The sequence below is a fragment of the Planomonospora sp. ID82291 genome (assembly GCF_015711645.1).
Classification (GTDB): domain Bacteria; phylum Actinomycetota; class Actinomycetes; order Streptosporangiales; family Streptosporangiaceae; genus Planomonospora.
The window spans coordinates 234,412-259,844 of record NZ_JABTEX010000002.1; the positions used below are offsets into that span (position 1 = coordinate 234,412).

The 25,433-nt window shown below is 71.4% G+C and carries 26 protein-coding genes and 1 tRNA gene; 17 read left to right on the plus strand and 10 right to left on the minus strand.

Annotation, left to right across the window (positions count from 1 at the left end; all coding sequences use genetic code 11):
- Positions 1-11: 11 nt before the first annotated feature.
- The 7 genes from glp to HS045_RS35405 all read left to right on the plus strand — a co-directional run bounded on the left by glp (position 12) and on the right by HS045_RS35405 (position 5,599).
- Positions 12-1,199, plus strand: coding sequence for a gephyrin-like molybdotransferase Glp (gene glp / locus HS045_RS12015; protein ID WP_196452736.1), 1,188 nt, complete (start codon positions 12-14; stop codon positions 1,197-1,199).
- A gap of 43 nt (positions 1,200-1,242) precedes the next feature.
- Positions 1,243-1,713, plus strand: a complete 471-nt coding sequence (moaC, locus tag HS045_RS12020; protein WP_196451345.1) for a cyclic pyranopterin monophosphate synthase MoaC — start codon at positions 1,243-1,245, stop codon at positions 1,711-1,713.
- A gap of 149 nt (positions 1,714-1,862) precedes the next feature.
- A complete protein-coding gene (locus tag HS045_RS12025; RefSeq protein ID WP_196451347.1) occupies positions 1,863-2,336 on the plus strand; it encodes a molybdenum cofactor biosynthesis protein B in 474 nt (157 codons plus the stop codon).
- Between the two features lie 78 nt (positions 2,337-2,414).
- The gene (locus HS045_RS12030) at positions 2,415-3,059 is read left to right on the plus strand and encodes a GNAT family N-acetyltransferase (protein WP_196451348.1); all 645 of its coding nucleotides are present in this window, start codon (positions 2,415-2,417) and stop codon (positions 3,057-3,059) included.
- Positions 3,060-3,183: 124 nt separating this feature from the next.
- Entirely contained in the window at positions 3,184-3,981 is a 798-nt protein-coding gene (locus tag HS045_RS12035) for a hypothetical protein (RefSeq protein ID WP_196452886.1), read from the plus strand.
- 56 nt (positions 3,982-4,037) lie between these two features.
- Positions 4,038-4,111: transfer RNA gene (locus HS045_RS12040), tRNA-Ala, on the plus strand.
- Between the two features lie 228 nt (positions 4,112-4,339).
- Positions 4,340-5,599 carry a WD40 repeat domain-containing protein gene (locus HS045_RS35405; protein ID WP_196451349.1) on the plus strand — a complete coding sequence of 420 codons (1,260 nt, stop codon included), beginning with the start codon at positions 4,340-4,342 and terminating at the stop codon, positions 5,597-5,599.
- Between the two features lie 283 nt (positions 5,600-5,882).
- Here the strand turns inward: HS045_RS35405 and HS045_RS12050 are convergent, their stop codons facing one another.
- From HS045_RS12050 to HS045_RS12055, 3 genes are all read right to left on the minus strand, one after another.
- A complete protein-coding gene (locus HS045_RS12050) occupies positions 5,883-7,217 on the minus strand; it encodes an ISL3 family transposase (protein WP_196450612.1) in 1,335 nt (444 codons plus the stop codon).
- A gap of 135 nt (positions 7,218-7,352) precedes the next feature.
- Complete coding sequence (locus HS045_RS35410; protein WP_255531803.1) at positions 7,353-7,478, minus strand: hypothetical protein; 126 nt, start codon at positions 7,476-7,478, stop codon at positions 7,353-7,355.
- Positions 7,479-7,531: 53 nt separating this feature from the next.
- Positions 7,532-7,744 carry a hypothetical protein gene (locus tag HS045_RS12055; RefSeq protein ID WP_196451350.1) on the minus strand — a complete coding sequence of 71 codons (213 nt, stop codon included), beginning with the start codon at positions 7,742-7,744 and terminating at the stop codon, positions 7,532-7,534.
- Positions 7,745-7,800: 56 nt separating this feature from the next.
- Between HS045_RS12055 and HS045_RS12060 the strand changes: the two genes are divergently transcribed.
- Complete coding sequence (locus HS045_RS12060) at positions 7,801-8,370, plus strand: DUF6461 domain-containing protein (protein ID WP_196451351.1); 570 nt, start codon at positions 7,801-7,803, stop codon at positions 8,368-8,370.
- Between the two features lie 54 nt (positions 8,371-8,424).
- Positions 8,425-8,643, plus strand: coding sequence for a hypothetical protein (locus HS045_RS12065; protein WP_196451352.1), 219 nt, complete (start codon positions 8,425-8,427; stop codon positions 8,641-8,643).
- A gap of 29 nt (positions 8,644-8,672) precedes the next feature.
- Here HS045_RS12065 and HS045_RS12070 read toward each other — a convergent pair whose 3' ends face one another.
- Positions 8,673-9,674: an ankyrin repeat domain-containing protein gene (locus tag HS045_RS12070; RefSeq protein WP_307827481.1), complete on the minus strand. Its 1,002-nt coding sequence runs from the start codon at positions 9,672-9,674 to the stop codon at positions 8,673-8,675.
- 316 nt (positions 9,675-9,990) lie between these two features.
- Complete coding sequence (locus tag HS045_RS12075; protein WP_196451354.1) at positions 9,991-10,377, minus strand: helix-turn-helix domain-containing protein; 387 nt, start codon at positions 10,375-10,377, stop codon at positions 9,991-9,993.
- A 102-nt stretch (positions 10,378-10,479) separates the two neighbouring features.
- Here HS045_RS12075 and HS045_RS12080 point away from each other — a divergent pair, with 102 nt between their 5' ends.
- Together HS045_RS12080 and HS045_RS12085 are read left to right on the plus strand one after the other, a co-directional pair.
- A complete protein-coding gene (locus HS045_RS12080) occupies positions 10,480-11,103 on the plus strand; it encodes an NAD(P)-dependent oxidoreductase (protein WP_196451356.1) in 624 nt (207 codons plus the stop codon).
- 126 nt (positions 11,104-11,229) lie between these two features.
- Positions 11,230-11,640 carry a VOC family protein gene (locus HS045_RS12085; protein WP_196451358.1) on the plus strand — a complete coding sequence of 137 codons (411 nt, stop codon included), beginning with the start codon at positions 11,230-11,232 and terminating at the stop codon, positions 11,638-11,640.
- Positions 11,641-11,749: 109 nt separating this feature from the next.
- Here HS045_RS12085 and HS045_RS12090 read toward each other — a convergent pair whose 3' ends face one another.
- Positions 11,750-12,922, minus strand: coding sequence for a DUF418 domain-containing protein (locus tag HS045_RS12090; RefSeq protein WP_196451360.1), 1,173 nt, complete (start codon positions 12,920-12,922; stop codon positions 11,750-11,752).
- Between the two features lie 82 nt (positions 12,923-13,004).
- Here HS045_RS12090 and HS045_RS12095 point away from each other — a divergent pair, with 82 nt between their 5' ends.
- The 3 genes from HS045_RS12095 to HS045_RS12105 all read left to right on the plus strand — a co-directional run bounded on the left by HS045_RS12095 (position 13,005) and on the right by HS045_RS12105 (position 15,256).
- Positions 13,005-13,613 (plus strand): TetR-like C-terminal domain-containing protein, encoded by a 609-nt coding sequence (locus HS045_RS12095; RefSeq protein WP_196451362.1) that lies wholly within the window; start codon positions 13,005-13,007, stop codon positions 13,611-13,613.
- Between the two features lie 211 nt (positions 13,614-13,824).
- On the plus strand, positions 13,825-14,112 hold the full coding sequence (locus HS045_RS12100; RefSeq protein ID WP_196451364.1) for a DUF4287 domain-containing protein: 288 nt from the start codon (positions 13,825-13,827) through the stop codon (positions 14,110-14,112).
- 277 nt (positions 14,113-14,389) lie between these two features.
- Positions 14,390-15,256 (plus strand): AraC family transcriptional regulator, encoded by an 867-nt coding sequence (locus HS045_RS12105; protein ID WP_196451366.1) that lies wholly within the window; start codon positions 14,390-14,392, stop codon positions 15,254-15,256.
- A 131-nt stretch (positions 15,257-15,387) separates the two neighbouring features.
- On the opposite strand, the gene HS045_RS12110 is transcribed toward HS045_RS12105, so the two are convergent.
- The 3 genes from HS045_RS12110 to HS045_RS12120 form a co-directional block, all read right to left on the minus strand.
- The gene (locus HS045_RS12110; protein WP_196451368.1) at positions 15,388-16,500 is read right to left on the minus strand and encodes an AI-2E family transporter; all 1,113 of its coding nucleotides are present in this window, start codon (positions 16,498-16,500) and stop codon (positions 15,388-15,390) included.
- A gap of 400 nt (positions 16,501-16,900) precedes the next feature.
- Positions 16,901-18,181, minus strand: coding sequence for a hypothetical protein (locus HS045_RS12115; protein ID WP_196451369.1), 1,281 nt, complete (start codon positions 18,179-18,181; stop codon positions 16,901-16,903).
- 110 nt (positions 18,182-18,291) lie between these two features.
- A complete protein-coding gene (locus HS045_RS12120) occupies positions 18,292-19,845 on the minus strand; it encodes a phospholipid carrier-dependent glycosyltransferase (protein WP_196452737.1) in 1,554 nt (517 codons plus the stop codon).
- A gap of 230 nt (positions 19,846-20,075) precedes the next feature.
- On the opposite strand from HS045_RS12120, the gene rsmI reads away from it, so the two are divergent.
- Together rsmI and HS045_RS12130 are read left to right on the plus strand one after the other, a co-directional pair.
- Entirely contained in the window at positions 20,076-20,930 is an 855-nt protein-coding gene (gene rsmI, locus HS045_RS12125) for a 16S rRNA (cytidine(1402)-2'-O)-methyltransferase (RefSeq protein WP_196451371.1), read from the plus strand.
- Positions 20,931-20,963: 33 nt separating this feature from the next.
- On the plus strand, positions 20,964-22,535 hold the full coding sequence (locus tag HS045_RS12130) for a dolichyl-phosphate-mannose--protein mannosyltransferase (protein ID WP_196451378.1): 1,572 nt from the start codon (positions 20,964-20,966) through the stop codon (positions 22,533-22,535).
- On the opposite strand, the gene HS045_RS12135 is transcribed toward HS045_RS12130, so the two are convergent.
- Complete coding sequence (locus tag HS045_RS12135; protein ID WP_196451380.1) at positions 22,507-24,018, minus strand: hypothetical protein; 1,512 nt, start codon at positions 24,016-24,018, stop codon at positions 22,507-22,509. The two genes, HS045_RS12130 and HS045_RS12135, sit on opposite strands and share 29 nt — an antisense overlap.
- A gap of 100 nt (positions 24,019-24,118) precedes the next feature.
- Here HS045_RS12135 and HS045_RS12140 point away from each other — a divergent pair, with 100 nt between their 5' ends.
- On the plus strand, positions 24,119-25,396 hold the full coding sequence (locus HS045_RS12140) for a glycosyltransferase family 2 protein (protein ID WP_307827483.1): 1,278 nt from the start codon (positions 24,119-24,121) through the stop codon (positions 25,394-25,396).
- Positions 25,397-25,433 lie beyond the last annotated feature (37 nt).

The window sequence follows — 25,433 nt, forward strand, 5'->3', positions numbered from 1 at the left end:
CCATGAGCCCGATGAGATCGGTCGACGAGCACCTCGGCGACATCCTGCGCACCGTGCGGGCGCTCGCCCCGCTGGAACTGGAGCTGGAACGGGCGCTGGGCACGACCCTGGCCGAGGAGGTCACCTCCCCGGTCCCGCTGCCGCCCTTCGACAACTCGGCGATGGACGGCTACGCCGTACGGGCCGAGGACGTCGCCGACGTCCCGGTGACGCTGCCGGTGGTCGACGACGTCGCGGCCGGGGACGGCCGCCTGCACGCGCTCGGGCCGGGGATGGCCCTGCGGATCATGACCGGCGCGCCGCTGCCGGCCGGGGCCGGCGCGGTGGTCCCGGTGGAGTGGACCGACGGCGGCACCGCCCGGGTCACGATCGACCGGTCGGCGCCGAAGGGCAACGCGATCCGCCTGGCCGGCGAGGACGTGCGCGCCGGGGAGGTGGTCCTGCCCGCCGGGACCCGGATCGGCCCCGCCCAGCTCGGCATCCTGGCCGGAGTCGGCCGCCGCCGGGTGCTGGTACGGCCCCGCCCGCGGGTCGTGGTGATCTCCACCGGCGCGGAGCTGGCCGAACCGGGCACGCCCCTGGCGCCCGGCCAGATCTGGGAGTCCAACAGCTACACCCTGATCGCCGCGGTCCGGGAGGCCGGCGGGGAGGGCTACCGCGCCGGGATCGTCGGCGACGACGCGGCGGGCTTCGCCGAACAGCTCGACGCCCAACTGGTCAGGGCCGATGTGGTGATCACCAGCGGCGGGGTCTCGATGGGCGCGTACGAGCCGGTCAAGGAGGCCCTCGGGCCGCTGGGCACCGTACGCTTCGAACGCGTCGCCATGCAGCCGGGCATGCCCCAGGGGTTCGGCGTGGTGGGCGACGACCAGGTGCCCATCTTCGCGCTGCCCGGGAACCCGGTCTCCTCTTTCGTGTCGTTCATGCTGTTCGTCCGCCCGGCGCTGCGGAAGATGCAGGGCCTGCCCACGGGGCCCGCCGAGACCGTGACGGCCGTGACCACGGCGCCGCTCCGCTCGCCCGCGGGCAAGCGCTCCTACCTGCGCGGCAGGCTCGGCCCGCAGGGCGCCGTGACCCCGGTGCGGCGGCAGGGCTCCCACCAGCTCGCCGCCCTGGCCGAGGCCGACGCGCTGATCGTGGTCCCCGAGGACGTCACCGACCTTCCCGAGGGCGCGACCGTGGAGATCATTCCCCTGTGAACGGGGACGACAGACCGTACCGGTCAGGAGGCAGGGCAGGCGGATGAGCGGTTTCTCACACCTCGACGAGACCGGCGCGGCGCGCATGGTGGACGTCTCGGCCAAGGACGTCTCGGCGCGCGCGGCCGTCGCGACCGGCAGGGTGCTGCTGTCCGCCGAGGCGGTGGCCCTGCTGCGGTCGGGGGAGATCCCCAAGGGGGACGCGCTGGGCACGGCGAGGATCGCGGGCATCATGGGCGCCAAGCGCACCCCCGACCTGATCCCGCTCTGCCACCCGATCGCGCTGCACGGCGTGAAGGTCGAGCTGACCGTGGCCGACGACGGCGTGGAGATCTCCGCCCGGGTCAGGACCGCCGACCGGACCGGGGTCGAGATGGAGGCGCTGACCTCGGTCGCCGTCGCCGCGCTGGCACTGATCGACATGGTGAAGGCGGTGGACCCGGCGGCCGTCATCACGGACGTCAGGGTCGAGGAGAAGACCGGCGGGAAGACCGGCGTCTGGACACGGCCCTGAGCGCGGACGGGAAGGCGCGCCGCGGTGGCGGTGCTGCGGTGGCGCGGTGGCGCGGTGGCGGTGCTGCGGTGGCGCGGTGGCGGTGCTGCGGTGACGATGCTGCGGCGGGGCGGTAAGGGTACGGCGGTGGCGGGGAAGGCGGGTCGCGCATGCGGGCTCTGGTGATCACGGCGTCCAACCGGGCCGCCGCCGGGGTGTACGAGGACTCCTCCGGCAGGCTCCTGGCGGAACTGCTCGCGGCGGCCGGGTGCGAGGTGGACGGCCCGGTGGTGGTCCCCGACGGCGCGCCGGTCGAGGAGGCGCTCCGGTCCGGGGTGGCCGGCGGCTACGACGTGATCGTCACCACCGGCGGCACCGGCCTGACCCCGGCCGACCTGACCCCCGAGATGACCGCGCGGGTGCTCGACCGCGAGATCCCCGGCATCGCCGAGGCGATCCGGCAGGCGAACCGGGAGAAGGTGCCCGCCTCCATCCTGTCCCGCGGGCTGGCGGGCCAGGCGGGTTCCACCCTGGTCGTGAACCTCCCCGGCTCCTCCGGCGGGGTCCGCGACGGCATGGCCGTACTGGCGCCCGTGCTGCGGCACGCCGTGGACCAGATCCGGGGGGGAGACCACCCCCGGTGATCTCCCCGGGTCCCTCCCGGGGGCTCTCCTGTGGTCGCTCCGTGGCACGCCGGTGCGGCTTGGGGGGATGATGAGGGGGTGGATCGACTTCGTGGCTGGCCGGTGACCCTGACGGAGGGCCCGGTGGGACTCCGGCCGCTGCGCCTGCGGGACGTGCGGGTCTGGCGTGATTCACGGCTGCGCAACGCCGACTGGCTCCGGCCGTGGGAACCGAGCAATCCGGAGACGCCCCTGTTCCGGACCGGACTGGGCCCGTACGTCTCGATGGCCGGGACGCTGCGCCGGGAGGCCCGGCAGGGGCTGGCGCTGCCGTGGGTCGTCACCTACGAGGGGGCCTTCGCGGGCCAGCTCACCGTCGGCGCGATCGTCTGGGGGTCGGCCAGGTCCGCCCAGATCGGCTACTGGGTGGACGGTGCGCTGGCCGGCCGGGGGATCATCCCGACCGCCGTGGCGCTGGCGGTGGACCACTGCTTCTTCACCACCGGGCTGCACCGGGTCGAGGCCAACATCCGGCCGGAGAACCAGGCCAGCCGCAGGGTGGTTGAGAAGCTCGGTTTCCGGGAAGAAGGAATCCGGCGCCGTCATCTGCACATCGACGGAGCGTGGCGCGACCACATCTGCTACGCCCTCACGATCGAGGACGCGCCCAGGGGCCTGCTCGCGCGATGGCGACACGCCCGGGAGGCCACGGCCCCCGGCGGTCCCTCGCACGAAGAGGTGTGACGATCTGGCGACACACCGAACTGAATACTCGTCAAATAGTGACACGCGGTCTTACGGTGCGTGACGTGAGCACAGTGAGGACGCCCCGCGGTCAGGCGTGCCTTCGTGCTGCGCGGAGGCGGCCGTGAGCAGCGTCCTCCTCTATCTCGCCATCGTCGTCATGTGGCTGTGCGTCCTCGTGCCCATGTGGCTGCGCCGCGACCGGACCACGTTCGTGGAGATCGACGAGCGGGACGAGGTCACCGGATCATACGACCTGACCGGATCGTACGACCTCACGGGCGCGCCGACGGGGAGCCCGGTCGAGGAGGGTCCGTCCGGGTCCCTTCCCGGGTCCGCGGGGTCCGCGGGGTCCGCCGCCGGGTCGGCAGCGCCGTCGGGCGCGGCGACCGCCACCGGGTCTGCCGCCGCGCCGTCGGGGGCGGGGTCCGCCGCCGCACCGGACGCCGCGTTCCGGACGTCGAGGGGTGCCGTTCCGCGGACCGCGCCCGGGGCGGTGCCCTCAGGAGGGGAAGACGGATCGGGCTCCCGGCGGGCGGAGCTCCGCCGTGCCGCACAGCGCCGCCGGGCGGCGCTCGTGGCCAAGCGGCGGCGGCTGACACTCTGGTGCGCGCTGCTGCTCCTGGCCTCGGCGGTGACCTCGGCGGTCCGGGTGATCCCCTGGTGGGGCGCGGTGCCCTCGGTGGTCCTCCTGGGCATCCATCTGGCGGTCCTGCGGGTCGCGGTCCGGATCGACGGCGAACGGCGCCGAGCGGCCGCCCAGGCCCGTGCGGAACGTGCCAGGCGCGCCCGGCGGCGGGCCGCGGAGGCGGCGGCTCGGCGGGCGGCGGCCCCGCAGGCGGAGGTCATCGATCTCTCCGAGCACCGTGACGAGCTCTTCGACCAGTACGCCGAGCCGTCCCGCCGCGCGGTCGGAGACTGATGGTGCCCCGGATGGCGCGAGCGCCCTCGGATGTTTGCTAACCTAGTCCACGTCTTGGGGATGTAGCGCAGTCCGGTAGCGCACTTCGTTCGCATCGAAGGGGTCAGGGGTTCGAATCCCCTCATCTCCACCCAGGTCAGAGGCCGCTTCCGAGAGATCGGGAGCGGCCTTCTGCGTTGCCGGGTGACCAACTGAGTGACCATGGCTCTGATCGCTTCTTCGGGCTCTGTCCTGAAGGGTTCGAGCCGCGTGCATGATCTGGCGCACCGGAGCCACTCCCACTACCGTCAGCCATCTGTGATCACATGATTTCTTCGGCCGCCCGCAAGCTGAGAGCCGGCCATGAGGACGGTGAGCGGTGTCTGATCCGGTGCAGCTGGACATGGGTGATCTCGACGTGTCTGGACACGGCCCGGTCAGGCCGGGCATGAGTGATCCCCCGGTGGCTGACCGATCCATCCCCTCCGCTCAGCCAGATCCCATAACCCCCGGAGCTGGTGGCTACACGATTTCTGTTGGCAGGAGCGTGGAGGCGTCAGCCGTGTCGACGCGACCGTCATTCTTTCGCCGAAGCTTCTGGTGGATCCTCGCAACGGCACTTTCAGGAGTGTTGGCCGCTGTTATATGGCCTTCCTCCGATCTGCTGGGGCATCACGACGACCCAGTCGCGGCGGTGGCGGTGGGGAAACTGGAGGGTCGACCAGTCGCCGTAAGCACTGGTAATGGCTACTACGACAGCACCTTGCGGATGTGGGACCTGACCACAGGCGATCCAATCGGTGAACCGATCGCCGCTCATCCGGAGGGTGTCACATCGCTGGTGCTCGGGGAAGTGGACGGTCAGCCGGTAGCCGTTACAGGTGGCTACGACAACGCTGTACGGATCTGGGACCTGACTACACGCAGACTCGTCGGCGACCCGATAAGGATCGGCAACACCGAACGCGTCGATGCGGTGGCGGTCGGAGAGGTGAGCGGTCGAGCTGTCGTCATCGCCGCAGGAGACTGGGGTGACGCCACCCATAAGCTGCCTGTGCGGGTGTGGGACCTGGCCACGCACGAACCTTTCGGCGAACCGCTGGTCGGACACACCGGACTCGTCTGGAGCGTGGCGCTCGGCGAGATGAACGGTCGAGTAATCGTCGTTACCGGCAGCAACGACGGCACGACACGAGTGTGGGACCTGACCACCCGCAAGCAGATAGGCGACCCGATGATCAGCAGTACCGGTGTCGGGGATGTCGCGCTCGGCTGGGTGGACGGCAGACAGGTCGTTATCTCCAGCGATGAGAAGGACATTCGGGTGTGGGACTTGGCCGCCCACCAGCTGATCGGTGCCCCCATACCGACAGGCCACACCTACGGGGTCAGGGCACTAACGGTTGGGGAAGTCAACGGCCGACCAGTCGTCCTCACCGGTGGTGGTTACGACGAAGACGGTGGTGGTGCCGTGCAGGTTTGGGATCTGCGCACGCACAAGCCGCTTGGTGGGCGAATGAGATACGCCAACTGGGTCGGGGACATAGCGATCGGACATGTGGCCGGAAAAGTGGTCGCCGTCACCGGAGACGGTGACGGCGACGTGCGAATGCGGGACTTGAGCGCCTCCACACGATGAGTCGGCCTCACCACAAACACCACATGTAGCCTGATGTTCCAACCGGTTTGACAGGTACCGCCAGGGTTCGCATCGAAGGGGTCAGGGGTTCGAATCCCCTCATCTCCACCCAGGTCAGAGGCCGCTTCCGAGAGATCGGGAGCGGCCTTCTGTATTTCTGAGTGACCATCATAAGCGTCGTCGGAATTTCCGTGATGACCGGTCCACCGGACACCTGCCCGGCAGCCGGATCACGACGAAGTGCCGTCCGTTCCGGCTCACCCGCTAACGGGGCTCTTCGAAGTTAAGCGGGGTTGAGGCATCCGCGACCTCGTCGGGTAGTGGCGCAGCGGGTGCGTAGACGCTGGTTTTCGGGATTGCGGAAACCGTAGGCGTCTCGGGCGACCGTCTTGATCACTCGGTTGGTGCCCTCGGAGCCGGCGTTGGTGACGCCGGTCTGGATGAACGCGAGGATCTCGGGCCACCAGGTCTCGACCGTGCTCGCCAAGCGGTGGAGCTCGGACAGGCCGGAGGCCGCGCATCGGTCGTAGAAGCGAAACAGCCGCTCGGCGATGACCGCGCGATCGGGGTGCGTGCGGGCCAGCGCGAGCAGGTCGAGCAGGTCTTCCTTGGCGTTCCACGCGGCCAGGATCGGCACACCGATCCGCTTCGGCAGCGCCATCAGGTCATCGACCATCGGATCAAGCTGCGAGCCGTGCATCCGGGCGGCCGAGCGGGTCAGCCGGTTGCGCAGCTCCCATTCCCGGTTGCCCTTGCGCCCGCGCCGGCCCCGCACCTGAACGGTGACGCGGCGGCGGACCTCGGTGACCGCGGCGTTGGCCAGCTGCACGATATGAAAGTGATCGATCACCAGCCTGGCCTGCGGTAACACCGCCCGGACCGCGGACTTGAAGATGGTGCACATGTCGATCGCGACGAAGGCCACGCCATCGCGCCAGGCCTGGCTACGCTCGCCGAGCCAGCCGGTGACGGCGGCGCTGGTACGGCCTTCGACCTGGCCCAGCAGCCCTTGCCCGCCGGAGATGTCGACGAAGCCGACATGCCAGCGGTCCACGACGGTCTGCCAGGTGCCGGTGGTCTCCTCCCAGCTCCAGCGGGGCCGGCCACGGCGGATCTCGTCGATCCCCAGCACCGTGACGGGGGCAGGCTGATCGGGCAGGACGCGGGCGGCGTGCGCGGTGAACGCCGCCCAGGCCACCGGCCAGGACACGCCATGGTCGCGAGCCGACTGCACGATCGTCCTCCCTCCGTCGGCGACCGCCGCCCCGGTGGCCTGGCGTAATCGCGCCGTCAGCCGGGCCCGGGCCGGGACCTGGGCGACGTGCTCGGTGAACGTCCCTCGCGGGCAGGCCGACTCGTCGCAGTACCAGCGGCGTTTACGCCAGCGCAGGTCACAGCGGCGGCCCGCGACCGGCAGATCACGTGGGCGGGTGGTCACCCACTCCTTGACCCGGGCCGCCGGCGTCCCGCACTCGGGGCAGGCCCGGGCGGTCTCGTCGGCGGTGACCAGATGCACGATCGGCCCCTGTCCGCACTCGTTCCCGTCCTGACCTGCTGTGATGACGTCGACGACGGCCAGGCCCTCCAGGCCCAGCAGCCGGGTCGTATCGTTGACCATGCTCGCGGCTCTTCTGTTGTCGTTCTTGCCTAGACAACAGGAATGATCAAGGAGAGCCGCGGGCTCCCTCAAGAGGCGATCTCAGCCCCGAACGGCCCGGTGAGTGTTCAGACCCCGGCTAAGTTCGAAGAGCCGCTAACGGACATGAGGAAACCCCAGTGGCAGGAGATCCCACAGGGCATTCAACAGCGCATCCCACCCCGCTGCCAGCATCCACCACGCGCCCGCAGCGAGCACGACGCCCAACAGCAGCGTCAGCATGGTCAATTTCGCCAAGGTGCGCCCGGGGGACCGGTTCGGGCTCCGGAAAGTCGTCACGACATCAGCCAATCAAACAGGTATGCGGCACACCAGCCCTTACGGCCGGCGCACATGGCACCCCAGAACCCGGTGCGGTTCGTTATCACCTCATGGTGACGGTGGTCGGCGGCCGTTTCTCCGTCCACGGTGCTTCCAGCGGCCGGGTCACGGAGGTCGACCTCGCCCAGGCGCAGCGACGCGGAGTCGAGGGGATCGGGATCGAGCAACTCTTCATCGTCCCGTGACGACCGGGCTTGTCGGTTCCGGCCGGCAGCATGGCGAGATGACCATGCAGCCCCTCGACGCCTCCTGGCTCCGCGGCGAATACGCCGAGGAGTTCTACAGCTTCATCTACATCCGTGCCGCACCCGAACAGGTGGTCGCCCGCCTCGGCGGCCGATGGGAGGACTTCACGCCGGGTCCCTTCCCCGACGACCCAGATGACCACCCGGTTTGCGAGTCTTTCGGCGTTGCCGCCATCGGTGACTGGACGTTCGTTTTCGACCCTGGCTGGCTCGGTACCCGCGAAGATGTGATCACCGGACTCTCCGAGGGCACCCGCCTCGTCTCCCAGGCCGTACTGGCCATCAAGGGCCTGGACTACTTCTACTGGTGTGAGGACGGCGAGATCAGATTCGCCTGGGGAGACGAGGACAACCACTTCGAGCAGACCTCGGACGAACTCGCGGACACGATGGCGGAGATCTACAGCCTCTACCCATCGCGTCTCGACTTCCACGAAGGGCCGGCTTTCCTGCTCGTCGAACACCTGACCGGGATCAGGGTGACGGAGCGGTTGCTGAAGGGCTCCACGTTCATGTGGGGCGTCGTCCCAGAGTCGGCCGCGCCCTGACGCCGACCGGCGGCGGGCCTTCTTCGTCCTGAAGCAACAGCCCAGAGCGGGGACGTGTTCACGGAAGTGGCGGCAGAGGCGAAGGACCGGCCTGAGCCGGTGTCGAGGTGCTGGAATCACTGGATCGCGGTCTCGGCCGGTGACCGGGCGGGCGTCATGGACGTCCTGGGCCTGTCCTCGCCCCGGCCGGTCACGTTCGCCGAGGCCCGACAGATGATCGATGCCGACGGACATGGTGACCCGACTGCAGACCTGCCTGGATCGGCTTGGTGAACCTCGTCTCGATGGGATCCATGATCATTTCATCGGTCCCGCTCGGGTAGCCTGAGCCACATGTCGGGCTGTTCGGTGATCGATCGGGCGTCGGTCGGCCGCAGGCCCGCGCCGGCGAAGCAGTAGGCCACGGCTCGGCCGTGGTAGAGGTAGGTGGCGAGGATCTCCTCGGCGGGCTGGTCGGCGGAGACGTTGCCGCCGCCGGGGTGGGTGTCCCATTCCTCGATGACGCCGTCGCGGGCGACGGCCCCCTGGTTGCCGCTCTTGAGGTTGGCGTACATCCCGTGGCAGACGGTGCCGACCGACAGGCGCTCGATGACGCCGGGGTCGGACGCCGTGTACGCCCACGGCTGGAAGACGACGCATCCGCCGGGTACGTCCGTGACGCCGATGACGGCCAGGCTGTCGTCCTCGTCTTCCCAGGGGTCCTCCAGGATCTCTTCGACGTCGGCGTCATCGACCGGTACGGCCTCCAGCCGCCGTGCCGCCTCGGCCGCGGTGACGCCGGCCACACAGGCGAGGCTGAAGCCGTCGTGCCCCAGGCGTCCCAACGCGGGGATCAGGCGCCTGGCCTCCGTCGCGGCGGCGGTCTCGGCGGTGGACAGACCGGCCTCGCCGTCGGGAAGGTCGGGAAGAGGGAACAGGCCAGGAGCGGGGGAGGCCAGGCTGAGCCGTCCGGGGGACCAGCCGTTCATCATCGGCCGCCACGGGTCGGCTCCGGCGGCGACCAGCGCGCGGGCGTTGCGGGGGCGGTCGTTGAAGACGGCCACCCAGAGCGCGGTACGGCCCTCATGCTCGGCGTCGACGTCGTCAACGCGCCGGGCCAGTTCCGCGACCACCTCGGGTGAGCCGTGCTCGGCCGCCACGTGCAGCGGCGGTCCGAGGAAGGGCACCTCTGAATTCGGGTCGGCGCCCGCGTCGAGCCGGGCACGGATCGGACGGAGGTCCGTCCAACTGTCCCAACCGACACCGGACCATCCGGTTTCGTCGTCGACGACCATGACACTCCTCCAAGGACATGCGGGATACATGAGTGCTGATCATGGCGTGCGGGGCCGACGGATTCGGGCTGGGACCGCAGGCGTCACAGGATGAGGGCGGCGTCCTCCGCTGGCCGTACCGGCCTGTGGACGGCTGGGCGGAGTCGGCGGAAAGTCAGCGGGCTCGCCGACACGGGGGGCGGCCGAGGCGACCGGACATCGTCGTCACGGCACCTGACGGCACCGGGCGGCATCCGTTGAGGAGGCCTGCGGGGGGCGTGGATCACCATCCGTGCCCTCGCTTCGCCACGGATCGACGGCGTACCGGACGGCCGCGGCGGACACGTCTGCGCCGCGGTTCACCGCGTCAGCCGGCGTGGTCGAGACGGGAGCCGCCGTCGTACGACTCGCGGGCGTCGAGCAGCTCGTCCCAGTGCTCCCGCGCCCAGGCGCAGGAGATCGCCATCGGTCCGAGCACGCTGCGGCCGAGCGGGGTCAGCTCGTATTCGACATGCGGGGCGGCGCCCGCGTAGACCGTGCGCTCGACCAGGCCGTCCCGTTCGAGGGCGCGCAGCGACCGCGTGAGGACCTTGGGGGTGACGCGGCTCAGCGGCACACGCAGCTCGGAGAACCGGCGCGGCCCGTGCTCGAGGCAGCGGATGATGAGCGCCGCCCACTTGTCGCCGAACCGGATGGGATTGAGCGAGGACGGACACAGCTCGTCGAACATGTCGGCGGGCAGAGGTTCCCTCATGATCTCACGATAGCCGGTATCCCCGTGGTAACCGCCGCCCTCGGTAGCGTCCGTGAAGCGGCCGGGCGGACGGGACCCGGCCCTGGTGGAAGGCGGTTCGCCATGAACATCGTGATCTTCGGCGCGGGCGGCAGGGCCGGGAGGCAGGCCGTTGCCGAGGCGCGCCGGCGTGGGCACCGGGTCACCGCTGTGGTGCGTGACCCCGCACGCCACAGCGATCTGACCGACGTGCGGACGGTGGCGGGTGACGTCACGGACGGAACGGGCGTCGCGCACGCGGCAGCGGGCCATGACGCGGTCGTCAGCGCCGCCGTGGACCTGTCCGTCCCGCCGCACGAGTTCTTCACCGCGTCGGCTCGCGCCCTTACCGCCGGTCTGGCGAAGGCGGGCGTGCGCCGGCTGGCGGTGGTCGGCCTGGCATCGATCATGCCTGGAGCGTCGGGTGCTCCCCTGATGGACGAGCCCGGTTACCCCAACGAGCACCGTGCCTTCTACCTCGGCCACGCGGCAGGGCTCGCCGTGCTTCAGGACTCAGGCCTCGACTGGGCGTACGTCGCGCCGGCGGGCGACTTCGACCATGCCGGCACGCCCACCGGCCGGTACCGGATCGCCGATCACGCGGACCCGGCCAGCAGGATCACGTACGCGGACTTCGCGGTGGCGCTGCTCGACGAGATCGAGGTCCCCCGTCACCGCCGCGCCGCCGTCAGCATCCGGGAGGCGTGATGCCCGAGGTGGTCGTCTTCTCGTCCGCCGGGCGCTCCGCGACCGCGCGGCAGGAGCACTTCCACCCCGCCGACGGGGACTCGGACCAGGGGTCCCGCATAGGTGATCTTGTGGCAAGATCTCGAAATGCTGCGACTCACCGATTTCATCATCGACTGCCCGGACACGATGGCGTCGGCGGCCTTCTACGCTGAGGTGACGGGCCGACCGATCAAGGAAGGCAGCGACGAGAACTGGGCCGGCATCAGGTTCGGCGAGGTCGAGCTGGCCTTCATCCGGGTGGACGACTACCGCGCTCCGCAGTGGCCCGACAGCGAGCACCCCAAGCAGTTCCACCTCGACTTCGAAGTGGATGAGATCGAGTCCGAGCAGCGCCGCGTCCTCGACCTCGGCGCGACGCTGCGACAGGACTTCACCGGCCCCGACGGCTACGGCTGGCGGATCTACACCGACCCGATCGGCCACCCCTTCTGCCTGTGCCGCAACAAGGGCGTCGTCTGGGCCGACCAGGGCCCGATCTGGCCCCGGCGCGCTTAGGAGGCGCCCTCCGGCGGGATGCCGGAATCTGACGGCGACGAGACGACGCCGTGCCGCGTCTTGCGGGGGCGTCCGCCGGGGACCTCGGGGGGCGGCACCACGGTCCGCGTCACCGGCGTCCGTACGTCAGCCGCCGCAGCGCGGCCTCGGCCGGCCCCCTGCGCCCGCCGGGGGCCAGCGCCGCGGCGAGCACCACGGTGGCCAGCCAGGTCGTCACGGCGATGCCGGACGCGGCGGCGTCGCCCACGCGCGTGCTGAGCCCTCCTGCGTACGGTGCGAACACCGCCACGAAGATCACCGATTGGAGGAGGTAGCAGGTCAGCGACCACTGGCCGCACGCGACGAGGGCTCTGACGGCCCGGCCGGGCCGTCCGCCCCGCATCCGGTCGGCGGCGAGCCCGATGATCGCCGCGTACGCGAGCCCTCCGGCGATGCCCGTCACGCTGTGCAGGACGTACGCGGGTACGGCCACCATGTCGGACGGCGTCCAGATCCGGGTGTCGATCAGCATCAGCGGCACCCCGCCGACGACGGCCAGCCCCGTGCCCGTGACCGCGACCCGGGAGAGCAGGTCCCGGTGCCGTGCGGGGTCCTCCAGCACGTGGCGCCGGGCCGCCCAGATCCCGAAGAGGAAGGCCGGTACCACGCCGACGGCGAAGTAGGTGGGCGTCATCCCGGACCACCCGATCAGCCGCATCACCGTCGCCTCGATCGGGTCCGCCATGGCGGCGGGCGTGTCGCCCTTGGGAGCGGAGACGGTGAGCAGCCCGAATGCGGCCATCACCACGACGTGCAGCGCGAGCCCGATGACGGCGGCCCGCAGCACGACCCTGTCCTCGCGCCGGACGAAGCCGGCGAGCACGAGCCCGATCAGCCCGTACGCCCCGAGGATGTCGCCGAAGAACAGCAGCAGCGCGTGGCAGAACCCGAACGCCAGCAGCCAGAGGCTCCGGCGGCGCAGCACCGCGCGCACCTGCGGCCAGCTCCTGCCCGCGGCGAGCTGCCGGTTGGTGAGCTGGACCAGGCCGTAGCCGAACAGGGCGGCGAACATCGGCAGTGCGCGCCCGTCCACCAGGAGGATCTGCACGCCGGCGGTCAGCCGGTCGAGGGCGCCCCCGTCGAGGGCGTAGCCGCGGAAGCCCGTCTCGTGGCCTGACAGGTACATGTGCGCGTGCGCCACCGCGATGAGCAGCAGCATCAGCCCGCGTGCGAGATCGGGCGCGAGCGCGCGGTGGGTGACGGGAGTGGCCCCGCGTGCGGAGGCCGGTGGGGCGATGGACATGGCGGTCCCCTCAAAATTAGATACATGAGTGTAGCTAATACTCAAGGTAAGATACACCCATGTATCTCGGCAAGGGGTGGTGATGGGCGACCACAGCGCCAGGCCGCGCCGGCGCGGCGAAGAACTGATCAAGGCCATCCACGACGCCGTGCTGGAAGAGGTGCTGGAGGTCGGCGTGGGACGGCTGACCATGGACGGCATCGGCCGCCGCGCGGCCACACCCCGCACCACGCTGTACCGCCGCTGGTCGGATCCGGTCGAGGTGCTCCTCGACGCGCTCCACCACCAGCATCCGGTCGAGGAGCCGACTCCCGGGGCCGACGACCTGCACGGTGATCTCGTCCACGCCCTGCGCCTCATGGTCGAGTGGGCCCTCAGCCCCGCAGGCCGTGCGGTCGCCGCCATCCTCACCGACCCGAGGAGCGCCGCGCTGATGTCCGAGGCGCTGTTCGAACGGGTCTTCGCCGATCGGGGCGGCACGTTCACCCGCACCGTGCTGCGGTACTACGCCGACCGCGGCTGCTTCCCGGCCGAGTTGCTCACCCCCGTGGTGGCCGACATCGGCGAGGCCCTCGTCACCAAGCGCCTGATCGACACCGGGGCGCCGCCCACCGACGAGGAGCTCGCGGCGATCGTCGAGCAGGCGATCCTGCCCGCGATCGGGCTCGGGCCGAGAGCGCCGCGGCCCTGAGCCCGAGGAACGGCGCTCTCCCTTCGTCGATCACGTGTTGATCCGCGTCGTCGTCGTGCAGGATCGTTTACCAATGCAATGGCGGGCATCGCCGGTGCGGACCGCCGGCGGCGACGGCCGACCGGAACGGGATCGGCCGACGGACCCGCCCGTGCGGACCGGTATGAGCGGGACACCGCGGCCCGACAGCCCACGACCAGAGGAGAGGCGCATGTCGTTCCAGGCGTATTTGGACACCATCGAGGACAGGACCGGCCTCACCCCGCGTGAGTTCATCGCGATGGCCGAGGAGCGCGGTTTCGATGATCCGTCCACGAAAGCCGGTGTGATCATCGATTGGCTGAAGCAGGACTACGGCCTCGGGCGTGGACACGCGATGGCACTGGTGCATGTGATCAAGAACGGTCCGAAGATCGATGCCAAACACGTCGGGAGCTCCGGTTCGCACCGGGACGAGTCCGACGTGCTCTGGCTGGACGGGAAGCAGAACCGGCCCTGACGCGGCGGTCGGCCGTCGGAGGCGGCGGAGGCGACGGCGACCGTACGGATGCGGAACCCGAACGCCTCCGCCACGGCCATGCGCATGAGGCGTTCGGGAAGCGGCCTCCACGGAACCCGGCGCGGTTCAGCGGGGGACGTCCCGCAGGCTCGGTGGCCGCCGCCGTACCCGACCGGTCCGGTGGCCGCCGCCGTACCCGACCGTGCCGGGCACGGGATGTCGGGTACGGCGGGACCGGTCCCTCCTAGCGTGGTGGGCGCAAGGGAAGGAGACCGGAGTGCTGGAGCGGCTGAACCAGGCCATGGAGTACATCGAGCACCACCTCGACCAGCCGATCGAGACGGCCGAGCTGGCGCGGATCGCTCTGACGTCGGAGTACCACTTCCGGCGGCTGTTCTCCGCGCTGGCGGGCGTCCCGCTGTCGGAGTACGTCCGCCGCAGGCGGCTCACCGTGGCGGGCGCCGAGGTGCTCGCCGGGAAGGAGACGCTGCTCGACATCGCGGTGCGCTACGGCTACGGCTCCGGGGAGGCGTTCGCCCGCGCGTTCCGCGCCCTGCACGGCGTCGGCCCGGGTGAGGCCAGGCGGTGCGGTGCGGCGCTGTACTCCCAGCCCCGGATGTCCTTCCGCCTCGTCGTCGAAGGGAGCGGTGGCATGCGGTACCGGATCGTGGAGAAAGAGGAGTTCCGCCTGGTGGGCAGGAGGGCGCGGGTCCCCCTCGTGCACGAGGGGATGAACCCCGCGATCGTCGAGTTCCTCCGGAGCGTCGGGCAGGAGACCCTGCGGCGGCTGGGGGAGCTCTCCGACCAGGAGCCGCGGGGGGTCGTCAACGTGGCCCACCACGTCGACGAGAGCCGGGCGGAGGGCACCGAGCTCGACTACTACTGCGGCGTGGTGACCGGCGCCCCGGCGCCCGAGGACATGGAGGTCCTCGCCGTCCCGGCGGGGACGTGGGCGGTGTTCGAGAGCTCGGGCGCGTTCCCGCAGACGCTGCAGTACCTGTGGCGGGACGTGTTCACCCAGTGGTTCCCGTCCAACCCGTACCGGAGCAGGCCGGGCCCCGAGATCACCGGCACGCGGATCTCGGAGGACGGGAAGGAGGCGGACGCCGAGCTCTGGATCCCGGTGGAGCGGGTCGAGGGCTGACGCCCCGCCGGGGTGGCGCGGCGGACGCACCGCGCCACCCCGGCGGGCGAGACGGGTCTCCGGCGGACCCGGTGGGTACGGCGGGGCGGATCCGGTGGGTACGGCGGGCGCCCGCCGTACCCACCGGGCCGTCAGAGGCGCTCCTGGCGGGGCAGGACGACCTCGCGGAGGATGAGCAGGACGGCGGCGGCCATCGGGATGCCCAGCAGGGCCCCGACGACGCCGAGCAGCGCGCCGCCGAGCAGGGCGCCGACGATCGTGGCCAGCGGCGGGACGTCCACCGAGCTCTTCATCACCCTCGGCGCGATCAGGTAGTTCTCGACCTGCTGGTAGAGGGTGAAGAAGACGACGCAGACGATGCCCACCGTCGGGGAGACGAAGAGCCCGACGAAGGAGGCCACCCCGGCGCCGATGAAGGCGCCGACCAGGGGGATCAGGTCGGTCAGCGCCACGATCAGGGCCAGGGCCAGGGCGTACGGGACCTGCATGACGCTCAGGAAGACGAACGTCGTCACGCCGGCGATCAGGGAGACGATCAGGTTCCCGCCGACGTAGCCGCCGATGCGCTGGATGATCTCGTCGCCGAGCAGGCGGGTGCGGGTCCGGCGGGACCGGGGGACCAGGCGGTAGCCCATCTCCTTGATCGAGGTGAGCGAGCCGAGGAAGTAGAGCGTGAGGACCAGCACGGTCAGGGAGTTGAAGACCGCGCCGAGCAGGACCGTGCCGAGGCCGAGCACTCCGCCGAACATCTGGGTGCCGAAGGCGCCGCTGGTGACGTACTGCTGGAGTTTCTCCAGCAGTTGGAAGCGCTGGTCCAGGTCCCGGATGAGCGGATGGTTCTGCAGCTCCTGGACGTACGTCGGGACGTTGGCCACGAATTCGGCGGACTGCGTGGTCAGCGGGGGCACCACCGCCAGACCGAAGATCGCGAAGACGGTGATGACGCCGAGGAAGACCGTCGTGATCGCCAGCCAGCGCGGCAGGGCGCGCTGCTGGAGCGCCTCGACGGCGGGGTTGAGGCCGACCGCGAGGAAGAGCGAGACCACGATGAGGATCAGCACCGACCCCGCGCTCGCGACGGCCTGCACCAGCCACCACGCGGTGAGCACGCCGAGGGCGGCGGTGAAGCCGAACACGAACGGGTTGCCCCGCATGGAACGGCCGGGCCGCCCGAAGGGGGCGTCGGCCGCCGGTGCGGCGGCGGGCGCCGCGGCGGCGGTGTCGGCGGCGGGGGGAGCGGTCATCGGGACCGGTGCGGCGGGGGGCGCGGTGGGCAGCGGACCCGCCGAGGTGAGGAACGGCTCGGACCTCGCGTCCGGCGGCGGACCGGCCGCGGCCGCTCCCGGTTCGGGAGGGGGACCGGGCGCCGTGCCGGGCACTGTGCCGGATGCAGTGCCGGATGCAGTGCCGGATGCAGCGCCGGGCACTGTGCCGGATGTGGTGCCGGGTGCGTGCGGCGGCGTACTCCGGGAGGTGTCCGGGGCGGGTTCCGGCTGTGGGGCACCGTCGTGGGAGGTGGGTTCGGGCACGTCCCGTTATTGCCCCTTATGGGAAGGAATAGTCGGTCAAAAAGCGGCCTGGGCCTGGCCGCCGATCCGCTGCGGAGCGATGTGAGCCGGGTCGGTCGGGTCTGCGTGAGCAGGGTCAGCCCAGGCTGACGTACCGGCGGGGCCGCAGGGCATGGCCGCGCAGCGCCGCCAGCGCGGCGGCGCGGCCCGCCGAGGTGAGTCCGCCGCCCTCCGCCCGCAGACCGAACGCGTCCAGGAGACGGGTCAGCCCGGTCAGCGAGGCGTCGATCTCCGGCCGGCGCTCCTCGTCGCAGCCGATCACGCCGGCCACGCTCTCTCCGTCGGCGGGCAGGCCGTCGGCCAGGAGCATGAGCGCCACCTCCCTGGCGGAGACGCCGAGGTCCTGCTCGCGCGAGCCGGGCGAGAGCAGTGCGGACGCCGCGGCCTCCCAGAGCAGGTCCGCGTCGCCGAGCAGGCGCCGCCCGGTGGCGGTGGTCACCAGGGCGCGGCCGTCCCGGTCCAGTGCGCCCATCCGCCGGGCGGCCTCTCCCGCCGCGGTCAGCTCGTCGCCGCTCCAACCGCCCGGCGTCTCCGCGGGCGCCACGAGTACGGCGGGCACGACGGCGGCGGGGTCGTCCGGGTCGTTCGGGCCCCGCGTGGCCGACGAGGCCGGCGGGACCGGGGCGAGCGGGATCCCGCCGGGCTCTTCGCCCCGGTGCAGCAGCCAGCGCAGCGCCGCCAGGTGCTCTCCGGCCGGAGCGGGGATCGGGGCGTGCAGCCGGACCTCGAAGGGCTGGGCCAGCTCGCGCCAGGCCGCTCCCCGGCCCAGCACCCACCGGTTCAGCCGCTCCCCCTGGACCCGGTGCAGCCAGTTGTCCCCGCCCAGCTCGACGCGGGGCGTGGTCAGCCAGCGGCGGGTCAGGGCCGTGCGGTCGCGGGTGGAACCGGGCGCGAGCTCGCCCGAGACGATGGCCAGCTCCAGGGCGGCCGAGCAGGCGCCGTGGGCGCCCAGCTCCTCCGGTCCCATGATCGAGCTCCACCGCAGCTCGGGCACGTCGGGCGGGAGCACCCCGCGGGCGTCCAGCGCCGACTGGTAGGCGGCGATCCCGGCGTCCTCGCCGGACCGGGCGTAGGTGCGCAGGATCTGCGCGGTGACGGGGGAGGAGCACAGCGCGGCGTAGCGCTCCAGCCCGCCCAGGCGGAGCAGCCGGCCCAGCGCGCGGGCCGTCGTCGGTCGGTCGCCGGAGACCTTGGTGGGCAGCGTGTACCAGAGGAACTCGCACACGGCGAGCTCGGTGATCGTCTCCAGCGGCTCGCCGCCGCTCAGCCACTCGATCGCACTGCGGGCCTCCTCGGCGGAGTCGGGATCGGACCGTTCGAGATCGGCGAGGAGCGCGGCCACGTCCGGTGCAGGCATGCCTCGAAGTCTGCCGTATGACGGCCTGCCCTGACGATGAACGTGACGTAGTGGATCGTGCACGTCGCCCACCCTACGAAATCGGCTCTAAGCAACTCGTATGTGGACGGTCAGATCCACCTCTGGAAGAGCATTCTCGCGTGCCATTCGGCGTACGGGATGCTCTCCGCGGTGAGCACGGGATAGAGGTACCAGAAATTGAGCAGCGCGAGCAGCACGAACGCGCCCACGACCCCCGCACCGATCATGCGCCGAGTGCCGATCATGTGCCGAGTGCCGATCATGCGCTGCTTCGGTGGGGCGTGCGCCGGGCCGATGACGAGTCCGGCGGCCAGGACGATGGCCAGGATCATGAACGGGACCATGGGGACGGCGTAGAACATGAACATGGTGCGGTCGTCGGCCAGGGCGTAGTAGAACCAGGGCAGCCAGCCGGCGGCGTAGGCCAGGAGCACGGCTCCGGCGCGCCAGTCGCGGGTGGCGACGTACCAGGCGACCATGGCGATGAGGGCGGCCAGGGCGCCGTACCAGATGACCGGCGTGCCGACCCCGAGCACGGCCTGGGAGCAGCCGCTGGGATCGCCGCAGCCGGGTTTGGCCGTCTCGTAGTGGAAGGCGACCGGGCGCAGCAGCAGCGGCCACTCCCACGGCTCGGACTGGTAGTTGTGCGGGGTGGTGAGGCCGGTGTGGAAGCCGAGGACCTGGACGTGGTAGGCCAGCCAGGAGCGGAGGGAGTCGAAGACGAAGTAGTAGGGGCCCTGGGAGGTGGCCTGGGCCCAGTTGCGGCCCCAGCCGCCGGCGGAGGCGAACCAGCCGCTCCAGGAGGCCAGGTAGGTCAGGGCGGGGGTCAGGGCCAGGGCGGTCAGGGCGGTGGGCAGGTCGCGGGTGAGGGTGCCGCTGTAGGGGCGGCGCAGGCCGACGGCGCGGCGGGCGCCGGCGTCCCACAGCAGGGTCAGGAGGGTGAAGGCGGCCAGGAAGAAGACGCCGGACCATTTGACGGCGCAGGCGGCGCCGAGCATGGTGCCGGCGGCCAGGCGCCAGGGGCGCGGGCCGAGGTGGGGGCCCTGTTCGGTGAGGGGGGAGGTGGCGTACCAGGCGGCGAGGCGGGTGCGGGTGTGGTCGCGGTCGGTGACCAGGCAGGCGAAGCCGGCCAGGACGAAGAGCATGAGGAAGATGTCGAGCAGGGCGGTGCGGGACAGGACCAGGTGCAGGCCGTCGAGGGCGAGCAGGAGTCCGGCCAGGCAGCCGAGCAGGGTGGAGCGGGTCATGCGGCGGGCGGTGCGGGCGAGGATGAGGATGGAGAGCACGCCGGCGGTGGCGGCGGCGAAGCGCCAGCCGAAGGGGGTCATGCCGAACAGGTGCTCGCCGGTGGCGATCAGCCATTTGCCCAGCGGCGGGTGGACGACGTACGACGCGCACTTGTCCAGCTCGGCCGGGGCGCACTGCTCCCAGATCGCCGTGTTGCCCTGCATCAGGAGCTTGTCGGCGTCCTTGACGGCGTTCTTCTCGGCGCCGGAGGTGAGCAGCGCGAACGCGTCCTTGGCGTAGTAGGTCTCGTCGAACATGACCGCGTTCGGGCGGCCCAGGTTCACGAAGCGCAGGACCGCGCCGAACGCCGCCACCAGCAGCGGGCCGATCCAGCCCCACAGGACGTCTCCCGGCATGGGCGGCACCAGCCGATCGCGCACGGAGTCCTCCGGTCGGCTGCCCGGCCGGGGCTCCGGCTGCTCGGACACCTGCTCAGGGAAATCGGTCACGGCCACCCGGACATCGTACGGGCCTCGTCACCCGTGCACCTCAAGAAACATCCCGTAGGTACCCAACGGGGGAGCTTCTCCACGGGGAGCCGGCAGGACTCCGGAGGCGGGGACCGAGGGCGGGAACGGTGGGCGGGATGGGAGAAGATGGAAGGGTGACGGACAACGGCAGGCTGGTGCTGGCGGGGGCTCCGATCGGGCAGGCGGGCGACGTCTCCCCGCGTCTCCGCGGGGCGCTGGAGACGGCCGACGTGGTCGCGGCGGAGGACACCCGGCGGCTGCGCCGGCTGGCCTCGGACCTGGGCGCGGAGATCGGCGGCCGGATCGTCTCCTACTACGACGCCAACGAGGTCGCGCGGGCGGCCGAGCTCCTGGAGGTGCTCCAGGCCGGCCACACCGTGCTGATCGTCACCGACGCGGGCATGCCGGGGGTCTCCGACCCCGGTTACCGCCTGACCCGCCTGGCCGTCGACGCCGGGATCCCGGTCACCTCGTTGCCCGGCCCCTCCGCGGTCACCACGGCCCTGGCGGTCTCCGGCCTGCCCAGCGACCGGTTCTGCTTCGAGGGGTTCCCGCCGCGCAAGCAGGGCGAGCGGGCGCGCCGGCTGGCCTCCCTGGCGGCCGAGGAGCGCACGATGGTGTTCTTCGAGGCCCCGCACCGGCTGGCGGGCTCCCTGGCGGCGATGGCCGAGGCGTTCGGGGCCGACCGCCCCGCCGCGGTCTGCCGGGAGCTCACCAAGACCTACGAGGAGGTACGGCGCGGCGGCCTGGGCGAGCTCGCCGAGTGGGCCGCGCCGGGGGTCAAGGGCGAGATCACCGTGGTCGTCGCCGGGCACGTCCAGGAGGCCCTGGAACCGGTCATCGAGGACCTGGTGGCCGAGGTCGCCCGGCGTGAGGAGGCCGGGGTGCCGAGGAAGCACGCGATCGTGGACGTGGCCAAGGCCGCGGGCATCCCCAAACGCGACCTCTACGACGCCGTCCATCGAGGCTGACGTATCACCGTGATCTCCTGAATAATCACCCGAATGGGATCGACGCGCGACCGGCTGGTGCCGCCCATGCCGGAAGGCGTCCTGCGGGGCTGGATCGGCCCGCTGCTGGTGGCGGCGTTCGGCGCGGTCCTGCGCTTCGTGAACCTGGGCCGCCCGCACGCGGTGGTGTTCGACGAGACCTACTACGCCAAGGACGCGTTCGCGCTGCTCACCTTCGGCGTGGAGCGCAAGGCCCTCGGCAGCGTGGAGGACCCGGTCGCCGACCGGATGCTCATCGCCGGGGACACCCGCATCTGGGAGACGTGCGTCCCCGCGGACGCCGATCCCTGCCCGCTCTACGTGGCGCACCCGCCGCTGGGCAAGTGGCTGATCGCCACCGGCGAGCACCTGTTCGGCATGACCCCCTTCGGCTGGCGCTTCGCCGCCGCCACCGCCGGCGTGCTCTCCATCCTCATCCTGGCCCGCACCGCCCGCCGCATGACCCGCTCCACCCTGCTCGGCTGCCTGGCCGGACTCCTGCTCGCCCTCGACGGCCTGCACCTGGTCCTGTCCCGCACCGCCCTGCTCGACATCTTCCTCATGCTCTTCGTCCTGGCCGGCTTCGCCTGCCTGGTCACCGACCGCGACCACACCCGCACCCGCCTCGCCGCCTGGTACGCCACCTCCCCCCTCACCGAACAGGGCCCCCACCTCGGCCCGCGCCCCTGGCGCCTGGCCGCCGGCACCATGCTCGGCGCCGCCTGCGCCGTCAAATGGTCCGGCGTCTTCTTCCTGGCCGCCTTCACCCTCCTGACCCTGCTGTGGGACGCCGGCGCCCGCCGCGCCGTCGGCCTGCGCCGCCCCTACAGCGGCACCCTCACCCGCGACCTGCCCACCGCCCTGACCGCCCTGGCCCTGACCCCCGCCCTGACCTACCTGGCCTCCTGGAGCGGCTGGTTCGCCTCCGCCGGCGGCTGGGGCCGCAACTGGGCCCAGGCCACCTCCCAGGGCCCCTACTACTTCGTCTTCGACTCCCTCCGCTCCTGGCTGGCCTACCACGTCCAGGTCCTCGGCTTCCACACCGGCCTCACCACCCCGCACAACTACCAGTCCGAGCCGTGGGAGTGGCCGCTGCTGCTGCGCCCGGTCGCCTTCCACTGGCAGCCCTCCGCGAGCGGGTGCGGCGGGGGGAACTGCGCACAGGAGATCCTCGCGGTCGGCACGCCGGTCATCTGGTACGGCGCCCTGGCCGCCCTCATCGCCATGGTCGCCTGGTACGTCGCCACCCGCGACTGGCGCGCCGGAGCCGTGCTCCTGGCCTACGCCGCCGGCTGGCTGCCCTGGTTCTACTACGCCCTGGCCGACGACCGCACCATGTTCATGTTCTACGCCGTCCCCATGGTCCCGTTCATGATCCTGGCCATCGTCCTGGCCGCCGGACTCGTCATCGGCCCGGCGCACGCCCCGCCGGGCCGCAGGGCGCTGGGGGCCGCGCTGGCCGGGACGTTCACGCTGCTCGCGCTGGCCGACCTCTGGTGGCTCCACCCGGTGCTGACCGCCGAGGTCATCCCGTACGAGGACTGGTGGTCGCGGATGCTCATCCGCGGCTGGGCCGGACCCGGCTGAACCGGATCCCGCGGCGCAGGGTGATCGCCGCGGCGAGGCAGGCCAGCGGCACCGCGGGCAGCAGGTAGCGGTAGTCGAACTCGGCGGTCGCGGCGGGGGCCAGGACGAGCCCGAAGGCGGCCAGCCACGGCAGCAGCACCGGCCCGCCCAGCGTGCGCCAGCGCACGACCACCCCGCCCAGGCCGATCAGCAGCAGCGCGCCGAGCACGATGCCGGGCAGCCGGACGATCCGCTGGTAGCCCTGGAGGAAGGCCGCCCACGGGTCGTGGACGTCGGTGCCGATCACCCGGAGCCTGCCCTCGATCTGCGTGGTGGGCAGGCCGGGGTCGTAGATCTGCGCGTCCCGGTCGGTGGTGCCGCCCTTGGGCGAGGACCAGGCGGGCAGCACCTTGTTCTCCGGGAGGAACTCGTACTGCCGGTAGGTGTTGGCGTCCGGGAAGCGCGGCCGGTCCCAGTGGAAGGCGCGGAAGAAGTCCCGGGCGACGAGGGCGAGGTAATCGCCGGGCTGGGAGAGGATGGCGCGCTTGGCGAAGTCCCCGGCGGTCTTGTTCATCTCGGGGGTGAAGGTCGTGCCGACCCCGAAGGCGTGGAAGCGCTGGCCGTTCTGCGCCCACCACAGGTACTTCTGCCCGGAGAAGTGACGCTCCCGCGGCGGCTCGCTGATGCACAGCAGCGCCAGCTCCAGTTCGCGGCGCTTGTCGATCGACATCCGGTTGCAGTCGGCGAACAGCGCGGTCCGCATGTAGAGGATCGCGCCGTCGCTGTTGGTCATCGCGACGTTGCCGTGCGCCGAGGCGAACCAGGCCATGTAGCCGGCCACCGGGATCGCGCACGCGGTCACCATGGCCGTGATCGGCTTCCACCCGGACCGCTTGACCAGCAGGTAGACCACCACCAGGGCGAGGATGGGCAGCCCGATCGAGCGGGTCAGCGCGGTGATCGCGAGCAGCAGGCCGATCACCGCCCCCATCGGCCAGGTCATCCGCCGGTGCCAGAGCACGAGGGTGACGACGCCCACCACCAGCAGGATGAACATCGTGTCCGACATGATCAGGTGTTCGAGCTGGATCTGGTAGGCGTCGAACAGCACCGGCGCCGCGGCCAGCGCCGCCCCCCAGCCCGGCAGTCCGAACCTCCGGCGCAGCAGGGCGTACAGCAGCACGCCGACGCCCAGGCCCATCAGATGCTGGGTGAAGGCCACCAGGCCGAAACTGCGGAACGGCCGCAGCAGGAGCAGCCAGAAGGAATAACCGTTCGGCCGCAGGGCACTGGGCCTTTCGGGGTGGACGGCTCCGGAGACGTACTCGTAGGAGTCGTTGAACCACAGCGCCGGGCCGTACCCGAGCATGGTGACCACGCGCAGGGCGAACGCCGCCGCCAGCACGGCCGCGAACACGCGGTGGCGGTGCAGGAACGCCAGCAGGCGCGCGCGCGCACCGGCCGGGGGCGTGTCCAGACGTGGAGGATCCGCGACGGTCACCATGCATTACAGAATGCCAGCCGTTCGGCGGACTCGACGCGGGCACCCGGACGAGAGGGCATCATGGTGGGATTGCCTGTGCCGTGACTGAAGGGTTCGAGACGTGGAACTGACCGTGGTCATGCCGTGCCTCAACGAGGCGGAGACCGTGGAGACCTGCGTACGCAAGGCCCTGGCCTGCATGCGGGAACACGGGATCGACGGAGAAGTCCTGATAGCCGACAACGGGAGTACCGACGGTTCGCAGCAGCTGGCCAGGGACGCCGGCGCGCGGGTCGTGCACGTGGACGCCAAGGGGTACGGCAACGCCCTCATCGGCGGCATCCGCGCCGCCCGCGGGACGTACGTCATCATGGGCGACGCCGACGACTCCTACGACTTCACCGCGCTGCTGCCGTTCGTCGAGCAGCTGCGCGACGGCGCCGACCTGGTGATGGGCAACCGCTTCAAGGGCGGGATCGCGCCGGGCGCCATGCCCCCGCTCCACCGCTACCTCGGCAACCCGGTGCTCTCCTTCATCGGACGCCTGTTCTTCCCCAGCGCCATCGGCGACTTCCACTGCGGTCTGCGCGGTTTCCGGCGCGACTCCATCCTCAGGCTCGGCCTGCAGACCGGCGGCATGGAGTTCGCCAGCGAGATGGTGGTGCGCTCGACGCTGTCCGGGCTGGACGTGCGCGAGGTGCCCACCACGCTCTCCCCGGACGGGCGGAGCCGGCCCCCGCACCTGCGCTCCTGGCGCGACGGCTGGCGCCACCTGCGCTTCCTGCTGCTGTACAGCCCGCGCTGGCTGTTCTTCATCCCCGGCCTGGTCATGATGACCATCGGCCTGGTCGCGGGCACCCTGCTGACCTTCGGCCCGGTCTACATCGGCAAGCTCGCCTTCGACGTCGACACCCTCGTCGGCGCCTCGGCCATGCTGGTGATCGGCTTCCAGGCGGTGCTGTTCGCCCTGTTCACCAAGGTGTACGCCGCCGAGGAGGGGTTCCTGCCGGAGGACCGGCGGGTGCGCAAGCTCGTCGACATCGTGAGCCTGGAGAAGGGCCTGATCGCCGGCGGCCTGCTGGCCCTGGCCGGGGTGGGCGGCCTGGTCGCCTCGCTGGTCCACTGGCAGACCCGCAGCTTCGGGCCGCTGATCCCGTCCGAGTCGCTGCGCATCGTGGTGCCCTCGGCCACCGCGCTGATCATGAGCTTCCAGACCATCTTCGCGGCGCTGTTCATCAGCATCCTCGGCATCCGCCGCACCAAGGAGACGCCCATCGACGTGGCCGCCTCCGCCGCGGAGGAGGCCGCCGAGGCGGTCAGCCGGGACGGCGCCGGGATGACCGGCGCCGCGGCCGACGGCGTCCCGGTGGAGACGGCCGCGGACAGCGGTACGGCGTGACCCGCCGGCGGGGACCGGGCCGGCCGGCGGGGCGGCG